The following is a 7353-nucleotide window of genomic DNA, read 5'->3' as shown; positions in this document are numbered from 1 at the left end:
ACACTTTTTTAAGTGTCTTTTTTTTAATATGTCCTCTTCTTTCATTTAAGATTCAGTTTGTGTAAACATAAATGAATATCCGTTTGTATGCTAATGGTATACTTTAAACAATGGTATTGATTAGGCTTTTATTCTATTAAAATTTTTGAAAAGTTTTCAATTTCTGTTTCGAAATATTCTTTGTCTAAAATAGATGTTGAATTAGCAATATAGTAATCGGATAAATTAAATCTAATAATTCCTTCTTTTGGTTTAGTAACAAATAAGGCATATTGGTTTGAATTATTATCTTTATTTTTTGCAAGTTCCGTTTGTATTAAATCAAGAAATTTTGTTTCATCATATTTTTCAATATTCGACCCCATATAAACGAAATTTGGCGTTTGAAGAATTAAACTACCTTCCAATTTCTGTAATTTTAAATAGTCAGATTTAGTGAAGATATAACCGTTAGTTTGCTTGAATGTATACCAATTCTCTCGTAATGCTGGATATTTAAATGCACCATTCCATCTTTCTATAATTAATACATAATAATATATATTGTTGTATATTAATGATTTAGTACTTATGTTTAAAAAGCTTGTTGCTCTGGACATCATATACTCACCTTGAGAATTTTTTAATTCGTTTTTATATATTTTTTCACTGCTGATTACATTTTCGTAATCAATCCATTCCCCTAATGTTGAGTTATAAGACCAACCTGTTGCTTTTGTCATTATATCAGAAGATGAATTAAAGATTAGTTTTTGTCTGTTTACTCTTTCATGCCCAGATATTTTTGAAATTTCTTTTGATAAATTACTTTCTTTAATTATGTATTGAGGACTATACATCATGTTTATTCTAACCTTATATGAATGTTTAGAAATGTTGTCAATAAAATTAACTTGAAACTTCCAGTTTCCCTCTTCGTTAACTTGACCAACTTCTGTTAATGTAATATTTGTAAACCCATATTTTTCTAATTTTTTAGGAACTCTTTCAGTGATAGCCTTAGTAACAACGCTTGAAAGTGAATTTTCACTAACTGTTTTAAGAAACTCTCCTTCATAAGTTTCTTTTACTTCTAATACTTTCTCTCCTGTTGATGGTGCCATTTGTGCATTTAAATTTAGTTTTATTACTAAAGCTAAAATTGTAATAAGTGTTTTCGAATTTGTCATTCCTTTTAGATATTTATGTTTTTTAAATTTTCAACATTGATTGTTTTAGAAATGCAATGTTGACATATATGTTTACTTTGTCTGTAAATATATAAAGTAATATTGACATTAATGTTTACAGTGTCAATAAAAATAGAGCAATACAAGAAGCAATTCGGTTCAAATCTTAAGAAAATTAGAGAAGCGAAGAATATGACTCAATTCGATTTAGCAGCCGCTATGAATGAATTGAGTTCAGAATCATCTATTGAAAAGACTACTATTTCTAGAATAGAAAATGGTCGCACAAATGTTACTTTATCCACAATTATAAAACTGTCATTAGCACTTGATATCGACTTAAAAGACTTGTTTTTTATGGAGTAAATAATATCTACTTCATGTTTGATTTTTTAAGTAATTTTTTTCTTATAATTTAATTAAAATCCTTCCTTGAAACAAATTTTAACTAATTTAGGTTACCTATGTTTAGGATTAAATGGAGATGTTTTATTCAGGTATCAGAAAAAAAATACTTTGGGAGAGTATTAAATAAATTGACTGAATGATAATGATTATTTAAAAATATTTAGGTTTATTTTTACAACAAATAATTTTACTTCTATCTGTTATAAGTTTATATTTGTTAAAGAATTAAAACCTGCAAAATATGATTTATAAATGAAGCTAATTATTACTAACCCTGATGCTTTATTTGATAAAACGTCAAACGACTTTTTTCCAAATATTATTGAAAATTTATTGTATTTTAAAAGTTTGAATAAGGATAATAAAGTAGTTGCGATATCAAATCATGCTCAATCCTTATCAATAATCCCTGATGGAATTGACACTTTAAATCTTTCAGAAAATAAAGGACTGAGAAGAAGCCCAAAATTAATTGAACATATATCTGCTCGTTTAAATATTGATTTTGAAGATATAATTGTATTGGGATCAAAAGACGCTGATATGATTTTAGCTGCAAATGCTAGGATATTATTATTAACTGCTGACTACGCACGAAAGAACAATCCACATGATAGAATTTATACGGATGGTTATGGAATAGGTATTCTATCAGTTGAAAGATTACAATATTTTTTCGATCACTATTTAAATATTGAAGCGCCATGGTTCTTTTCTCATTCAGTAGATAAATCATTTACTCTCTATGGTTTAACAAATGCCATGACAGGTCAAATGCAAGATAATAATGAAATTGAAATTTGCGATCATTTAAGAAATCATTTGAAAGATGGATTTGATAAAGGTAAGTCTCCATTTCGAATTTATAGTCTTTTGAGTATATATAGAATTTTTAAAGAAATTAAAGACATTAATTATTGGGCATATTACCCATCTTCGGACGGTCAACCAAATGATGCTTTAATATCTATTAAAGATATTTTAAGAAAGTCTTTTGGAAGCCGATCAGTACATGACTTACTTATCCGTCATAAAGTATCAGTTAAAAGAAATAGATTAGCACCTGGTGTCCGCTCTTTAGATGGTTGTAATTCACAATTTGATTCTATTCATTTAAATCCTTACTATGACGGAAAGATTAAAGGAAGAAATTTTTGTATAATAGATGATTTTAGCACACATGGAACTTCAAGTGAAACTGTAAGACACCTATTGAAGCATGCAGGGGCAAATAGAGTGGTTTTTATCACACTTGGGAAATTTAAGTATACATATAAACTTTATGATTATACCTTATATGGAAATGTTTATTCGCCCAATTATACATATACACGTAATGGAAATTATATAGAAGTTCGAGGTACAATAAATAATAAAAATTCAGAAGAAATTTTAAATTCGCTAAAAGATGCCTTTTTATGAATAAGTTAGATGTCCATGATTTAATATTTTTAACATACGTTACTAACTATGATATTGGTTTGATGTATGAAGCATTGACTAAATTTTCTGAGAGAGAGCAAATTTTAGGATTTTGTGTCGAGAGAATGGCATTAAGTATTAAGGATTTGAATTCACTTGTTGAAAAAACTAAAATTGGTTTACAAAAATTAAGGTATCATAGAATAAAATCTGTATCAATTTTTGACGATAATTATCCTAAGAAATTAAAATTAATAAAAGATGCTCCTCCAGTATTATACATTAAAGGAGAATTCATAGAGTCTAAAACTGCAGCTGTAGTTGGAAGTAGAGATATTTCTATTTTTGCAAATTCAAATACAGAAAACGTAGTTAATTGGCTTAATCATGATAAATATTCAATTGTATCAGGTTTAGCTGAAGGCATTGATACTATTGCGCATTCCTACGCTTTAAAAAATAATCAATATACAATTGCAGTTTTACCTAATTCTTTAGATTCGATCTACCCAATTACAAATTACGAATTGGCTATAAATATTCTAAATTCGGGAGGATGTCTTATTTCCGAAAGTATGTTTGGCATTAATAGAGGTAAAAAAAGTTTCGTTCAAAGAAATAGAATCCAATCAGCTTTATCAGATATCGTTATACCTATTGAAATGGGAACTAATTCAGGAACAATGCATACTATTAATTTTGCCAAAAGATATGATAAGCAAGTTTTGGTTCATAAAATGAAAGATGAATGGAGTAATTTAGAACAATATTCTGGTATTCAAACTCTATTGACTAATCCTTTTAAAGGCATGTATATCTTTGATGACGAAATTAGTTTTAAAAAACATCTAACTAATAAAGATATTGAACAAACTGAAATTGATTTTAGTTTATAATGTATAATTTATCAACTTAATTTTATTAGCTCCTGATACTTTAAACGAGACAAATATAACCTTGAGCAAATCATTTGTAATAATTTTTTATGATAGCTACAATGAGAATTTATTAATTGGATAAAAAGTCGTCAGTCATCATTTCTAAATTTTCATCATCAATCGGATATCTTAAGGGAAGTTCCTCATTAAGATATCTTTCATTTAATGGCTTTCTAGCTTCCCAACCAAGTTTAATACTATTGGGTTTATATAGGTCGTATTCTCGCCAACCAAAAATATTTATTAAAACTCGCTCTTTATCAATAATGACATTACTAATTATATCTTTAATCTCAACTTTAAATAATTTTAAGTCTGCGCTAAAATGTTCAATATCTGTTTTTAGGGCATTTTCAGAAGTTATAATAAATTCATTTAGTCTATTATTAATGTTATTGTATAATTCTATTTTTGTACGAACACTATTTTTAGTTTCGTTGTATTCTTTTTTGGGGAGTTCTGAATCGAGATAAAGTTCCATTGCTCTTTTTTGTCTGTTTTCAAGTTTTTCAATTTCTTTGTTATTTAGATGAATTTTAACTTTATATGATGATATTTGTAACTTGAAATTTTCACGAACTTGTTCGTCTTTTGTTTTTTGTGCATGTCTTTCAACTACTTTGCGTACCATTCTAAATAACCATGGTCTATTAATGGAATTTTTGCATTTTTCATCCTTGCATACAAAGGAATCAATTCTTCCTTGTGGAATTACTTTTTGATGCATGACATTACCACATACACAATTGATTTTCCCCTGAATGATATTAGTATTTACATTCGTTCTGCTTCCAAACTTGTTTCTATTATTAATAGAATCATTTGCCTTTTGCCATAATTCTTTTGAAACAATTGCTGGTACAGTGAGTTCTAAATCAAGATATTTTCTTTCCCCTTTATGAAAACTATTTCTAATAATACCACTTAAAGTTCCAATTGCAATTTTTCTACTAAATTCTGATTCTATCATTGCAGATACATTTCGCATCCCAAGATCTTTTGAAGCTAATTCAAATATTTTTTTAATCATTGGTGCTTCTATTTCATCTATCATTGGAGTGCCATCTTCTCCTTTAATGTATCCAATGATTTTACCACCAAAAGCTAAATTTTTTCTTGCTCTTGACATTTTTCCAGAACTTATTCTTGATGAAAGTAGTCTTGCTTCATTTGAAGCCATGACACCTAACATAGATATCATCATTTCTGAGGCAAATGATCTATTTCCTCTATCATCTAAAGTAGATATATTTAAATCATTGATATGAATGTTAATTCCTTTCTCTATGTACTCTTCAACAACATTTTGAATATCATTATTTTTTCTTCCTAACCTAGAAATCTCTAAAACTAAAATGTTTTTTACATCCTCATTGAGTTGCAGATATCTTTTCATTTGATTAAAACCTACTCTTTCATCAGTTTTAGTTAGAGAACCACTTATTTTATCTTCAAATATTTTTACAAGTTGTAACTTCTTTACAGATGCAAATTTCTTGATGTCGTCATACTGTCGTTCTAATGATTGTTCTTGTGAACTGACCCTTAGGTATGCTACTGCTTTCATTTATTTTGAATTTTTTCGTAAAAATACAAAAAGCAAATGAACTATATATTGTAATGTATGAATAAGGTAGCGCGAACTATAGCTGATCTTGAAGCATCCCCAGCAGTGCAGTCAAATCATATTGCCGAAGCTATTCAATATCGAAGTCTAGACCGCGATGGTTGGTTGGGATAATTTTTTTGAGGATTTTTTTAATTATGGTCTACTTTAAAAAACATAAATGATAGTCTTACTTTTTATAAGATATTAATTCTTGATATATCAAATTAGTATATTTTTTAAATCTAAAATAATATTACGTTGCTTTATCTACAATAGCTATGAAAAACGGAATTAGGATTAGTATAAAAGCAATGAAATAGTCTTTTTTATTTTGCCCTTTGAGTCATTGGAATGAACATATTTGAGTTTACAGCTCAAGGTTATTTGCCGAATTTATAAACGTATTAATGTTATCATCAGTAAGATTTTGAATGTTTTTAGTGATTTTTTCAATATCCCAATTCCACCATTGTATTTCTAACAATTTTTCAATTTGTTCTTTTGTAAATCTTTTTTTTATTTCTTGAGCTGGATTCCCTCCAACAATAGAATAAGGTTCTACATTTCTAGTTACCGTCGAATTCGATGCAATTATCGCCCCGTCACCTATTTTTATTCCAGGCATTATAGTCGAATTATACCCAATCCAGACATCGTTTCCTATCTCTGTATTTCCTTTATTAGGATACTGTTTTCCTTCCATGGCATTTTTCCAATCCTCTCCAAATATTGCAAAGGGATAAGAACTTATTGATTTTGTGAGGTGATTTGCCCCATTCATTATGAATTTTACATCAGAAGCAATCATACAAAATTTGCCGATAATTAATTGGTCACCTATAAAATCAAAATGATATTTTACGTTTTTCTCAAAATTAGCAACGTTTTCAAAATCATCATAATAGGTATAATCTCCAATAATTATGTTAGGGTTTGTGATTGTGTTTTTTAAAAAACAAAGTTTGTCGTAATTTTCTAATGGAAATGGGGTGTCTTTATTTGGTATTTTCATTCCTAAATTTTTCTAGATGAACTTTAATTTATTATTATAAACTATTTTTTCTTTTAAAAGCCCACATTATCTGTAAATCATTGGTCATGTTGTAAGTTGAGGATGATAGTAGACTCAATAGTAATGGTTCTGATGTTTTTAATTTTAAGCGTTGGTAATTTAATTAAATTGGAAACACACTTTTATAAAATTTCTTAATTTTTTTACTCCATCAAATCAATTTTGTAACCAATGCCAATATCAAAAATGGGGTACTCCTTGTTTTTAAGATAGATAATTGGTTTTTCAATTTGTCTCCACTTTGAATCTTTTTCATAATCAAATCGATAAAATGTTTTAGTATCATTTTTCCTTTCAATAATAGGGATGTTTGGTAAAATCCATTTTATAAATTTTTTATCAGCAAATTTTTTATTAAGCTCATAAGGCATTTCAATAATCAAGGAATTATTTTCATCAACTTTCCCGATAAATGTTACTACAACAAACAAACCATCTTCGGGAATTTTGATGTTTTTTTCAAAGTTTGTGGTAAAAAAATCATTTATAAGTTCGGAATCGATTACCTCATATTTACAGTAATTATTTAAATTTTCACCAGGCATTCCATCAACACATTCTAATATTTCTAATTTTATTAAAGTTTTATATGGATATTGTTTCTCGGGATACATGTTTCTTGTAACATCATTAGCTTTTTTAAACACCGGAATTTCAATGCTTTTTAAATAATTTATTTTAGTATTATTCGGATTAATTTTAAAAGCAAATTTCAAGCCTATTGCACTATAATAC

General features: G+C 27.5%; 7 protein-coding genes and 1 pseudogene. 4 read left to right on the top strand and 4 right to left on the bottom strand.

Annotation, left to right across the window (positions count from 1 at the left end; translation table 11 throughout):
- Window positions 1-128 precede the first annotated feature (128 nt).
- Complete coding sequence (locus DNC80_RS15135; protein ID WP_182651928.1) at window positions 129-1169, bottom strand: hypothetical protein; 1041 nt, start codon at window positions 1167-1169, stop codon at window positions 129-131.
- Window positions 1170-1280: 111 nt separating this feature from the next.
- On the opposite strand from DNC80_RS15135, the gene DNC80_RS15130 reads away from it, so the two are divergent.
- The 3 genes from DNC80_RS15130 (at window position 1281) to DNC80_RS15120 (ending at window position 3895) form a co-directional block, all read left to right on the top strand.
- Window positions 1281-1535 (top strand): helix-turn-helix domain-containing protein, encoded by a 255-nt coding sequence (locus DNC80_RS15130; RefSeq protein WP_182651927.1) that lies wholly within the window; start codon window positions 1281-1283, stop codon window positions 1533-1535.
- 294 nt (window positions 1536-1829) lie between these two features.
- On the top strand, window positions 1830-2999 hold the full coding sequence (locus DNC80_RS15125; RefSeq protein WP_182651926.1) for a phosphoribosyltransferase: 1170 nt from the start codon (window positions 1830-1832) through the stop codon (window positions 2997-2999).
- Window positions 2996-3895: a DNA-processing protein DprA gene (locus DNC80_RS15120; protein ID WP_182651925.1), complete on the top strand. Its 900-nt coding sequence runs from the start codon at window positions 2996-2998 to the stop codon at window positions 3893-3895. Before DNC80_RS15125 ends, DNC80_RS15120 begins: the two co-directional genes overlap by 4 nt.
- 112 nt (window positions 3896-4007) lie before the next feature.
- Here DNC80_RS15120 and DNC80_RS15115 read toward each other — a convergent pair whose 3' ends face one another.
- Entirely contained in the window at window positions 4008-5504 is a 1497-nt protein-coding gene (locus DNC80_RS15115) for a recombinase family protein (RefSeq protein WP_182651924.1), read from the bottom strand.
- Window positions 5505-5567: 63 nt separating this feature from the next.
- Between DNC80_RS15115 and DNC80_RS15110 the strand changes: the two are divergent.
- Window positions 5568-5678 (top strand): annotated as a pseudogene (locus tag DNC80_RS15110) (ATP-binding protein); the annotation flags it as partial.
- A gap of 235 nt (window positions 5679-5913) precedes the next feature.
- On the opposite strand, the gene DNC80_RS15105 reads toward DNC80_RS15110, so the two are convergent.
- Window positions 5914-6558 carry a CatB-related O-acetyltransferase gene (locus DNC80_RS15105; protein WP_182651922.1) on the bottom strand — a complete coding sequence of 215 codons (645 nt, stop codon included), beginning with the start codon at window positions 6556-6558 and terminating at the stop codon, window positions 5914-5916.
- A 203-nt stretch (window positions 6559-6761) separates the two neighbouring features.
- A partial coding sequence (locus tag DNC80_RS15100) for a hypothetical protein (RefSeq protein WP_182651921.1) occupies window positions 6762-7353 on the bottom strand: 592 nt, incomplete at its 5' end.

Origin of the sequence: Flavobacterium sp. SOK18b (assembly GCF_014156605.1) — a bacterium.
Taxonomy (GTDB): Bacteria; Bacteroidota; Bacteroidia; order Flavobacteriales; family Flavobacteriaceae; genus Flavobacterium; species Flavobacterium tiangeerense.
This window is presented reverse-complemented; position numbering and strand designations above follow the sequence as displayed.

What these genes read in the sequence shown, in the direction of transcription:
- DNC80_RS15135 (WP_182651928.1), bottom strand. Translation starts at nt 1,169, where the DNA reads ATGACAAATTCGAAAACACTTATTACAATTTTAGCTTTAGTAATAAAA.
- DNC80_RS15130 (WP_182651927.1), top strand. Translation starts at nt 1,281, where the DNA reads ATGTTTACAGTGTCAATAAAAATAGAGCAATACAAGAAGCAATTCGGT.
- DNC80_RS15125 (WP_182651926.1), top strand. Translation starts at nt 1,830, where the DNA reads ATGAAGCTAATTATTACTAACCCTGATGCTTTATTTGATAAAACGTCA.
- DNC80_RS15120 (WP_182651925.1), top strand. Translation starts at nt 2,996, where the DNA reads ATGAATAAGTTAGATGTCCATGATTTAATATTTTTAACATACGTTACT.
- DNC80_RS15115 (WP_182651924.1), bottom strand. Translation starts at nt 5,504, where the DNA reads ATGAAAGCAGTAGCATACCTAAGGGTCAGTTCACAAGAACAATCATTA.
- DNC80_RS15105 (WP_182651922.1), bottom strand. Translation starts at nt 6,558, where the DNA reads ATGAAAATACCAAATAAAGACACCCCATTTCCATTAGAAAATTACGAC.